General features: G+C 56.2%; 1 rRNA gene. It reads left to right on the forward strand.

What is annotated here, in order from left to right:
- Positions 1–627: 627 nt before the first annotated feature.
- A 16S ribosomal RNA gene (locus tag KBY95_RS16230) occupies positions 628–2,112 on the forward strand.
- Positions 2,113–2,266: the final 154 nt, after the last annotated feature.

The raw sequence follows: 2,266 nt of genomic DNA on the forward strand, positions 1-2,266 counted from the left end.
GCGGGCTTACTGAGACTGAGAGGCGCGAGCCGACGGTGCTGTAAGTTTTCTGAGTCGCCGGGAGGCGACGCGCCGCGAGAGCCCCGGAAGGGGTGGAGCGGTAGAACCTGGACAACCAAAAAAGTTTAGGAACTGACGCTTCCACTGCGTCGGTTGCGGCTGGCGAGGAGGTGCGAATGCGGGAGACCGTAGGCGGCTGAATCAAAAGTGCCTGTGTCCCTTGCTACGGCGAGGGGAGAGGACTTCCTGAGAGGGGAGGCAACGGACGAAGAGCGGTGGAGGTGTGAGGTCCCGTCAAAAGAAACAAGCGACGGGTCGAAGTGATCAAGGAGTAGCGGAGCGTTCTCACGACGCGCTGTTGCTTGGAGCGGCGCTATTTTTCAAAGAGATGGAAGGCCCTTTGGTTGTTCGGCTGGTTGCGAACCGGATCTGAGATTCGGGAAAGTCACGGCGCGTGATCTGTTGAGCCAACCGAAAGGAGGGCGAAGCAGAAAACGAGCAGTGCACTCTTTGAACCCATCGCGAGAGCGTTGGTGGCCCAGAGGTTTCTGTAGACGCCAGTCTGCAGGGACAGCGATAGGCAAATTCAGCTGAGGGTAGCGAGAGTTACCCAAGAGGGTTGGATCTACAACGGAGAGTTTGATCCTGGCTCAGGATGAACGCTGGCGGCGTGCTTAACACATGCAAGTCGAACGAGCCTTCGGGCGAGTGGCGGACGGGTGAGTAACGCGTGGGAATCTGCCCTCAGGAGGGGGATAACGGCCGGAAACGGCCGCTAATACCCCATATGCCGAGAGGTGAAATGAATTTCGCCTGAGGATGAGCCCGCGTCTGATTAGCTAGTTGGTGGGGTAATGGCCCACCAAGGCGACGATCAGTAGCTGGTCTGAGAGGATGATCAGCCACACTGGGACTGAGACACGGCCCAGACTCCTACGGGAGGCAGCAGTGGGGAATTTTCCGCAATGGGCGAAAGCCTGACGGAGCAACGCCGCGTGAGGGATGAAGGCCTCTGGGCTGTAAACCTCTTTTCTCAAGGAAGAAGACATGACGGTACTTGAGGAATAAGCCACGGCTAATTCCGTGCCAGCAGCCGCGGTAATACGGGAGTGGCAAGCGTTATCCGGAATTATTGGGCGTAAAGCGTCCGCAGGCGGCCCTGTAAGTCTGTCGTTAAAACGTGGAGCTCAACTCCATTTCAGCGATGGAAACTACAAGGCTTGAGTGTGGTAGGGGCAGAGGGAATTCCCGGTGTAGCGGTGAAATGCGTAGATATCGGGAAGAACACCAGTGGCGAAGGCGCTCTGCTGGGCCATAACTGACGCTCATGGACGAAAGCCAGGGGAGCGAAAGGGATTAGATACCCCTGTAGTCCTGGCCGTAAACGATGAACACTAGGTGTCGGGGGAATCGACCCCCTCGGTGTCGTAGCTAACGCGTTAAGTGTTCCGCCTGGGGAGTACGCACGCAAGTGTGAAACTCAAAGGAATTGACGGGGGCCCGCACAAGCGGTGGAGTATGTGGTTTAATTCGATGCAACGCGAAGAACCTTACCAGGGTTTGACATCCTGCGAATCCCTTGGAAACGAGGGAGTGCCTTCGGGAGCGCAGAGACAGGTGGTGCATGGCTGTCGTCAGCTCGTGTCGTGAGATGTTGGGTTAAGTCCCGCAACGAGCGCAACCCACGTCTTTAGTTGCCAGCATTTAGTTGGGCACTCTAGAGAGACCGCCGGTGATAAACCGGAGGAAGGTGTGGATGACGTCAAGTCATCATGCCCCTTACATCCTGGGCTACACACGTACTACAATGCTACGGACAAAGGGTTGCAAGCTCGCGAGAGTTAGCTAATCCCATAAACCGTGGCTCAGTTCAGATCGTAGGCTGCAACTCGCCTACGTGAAGGAGGAATCGCTAGTAATCGCAGGTCAGCATACTGCGGTGAATACGTTCCCGGGCCTTGTACACACCGCCCGTCACACCATGGAAGTTGGCCATGCCCGAAGTCGTTACTCCAACCCTTGTGGAGGAGGACGCCGAAGGTGGGGCTGATGACTGGGGTGAAGTCGTAACAAGGTAGCCGTACCGGAAGGTGCGGCTGGATCACCTCCTAACAGGGAGACACAACTGATCGTGATGTCTGAGCGCTGAATAAGTGAAAGCTTAGGAAGCACATTTGTCTCAGGCCACGGTCCTGTCATCTCGAAGGTCGATCGGTACCTCAAGGTGAGCCATCAAACCCAATGAAGACGCAACAGTTTCGTAAGA

It is taken from the genome of Cyanobium sp. Aljojuca 7A6 (assembly GCF_024346455.1).
Classification (GTDB): domain Bacteria; phylum Cyanobacteriota; class Cyanobacteriia; order PCC-6307; family Cyanobiaceae; genus Cyanobium.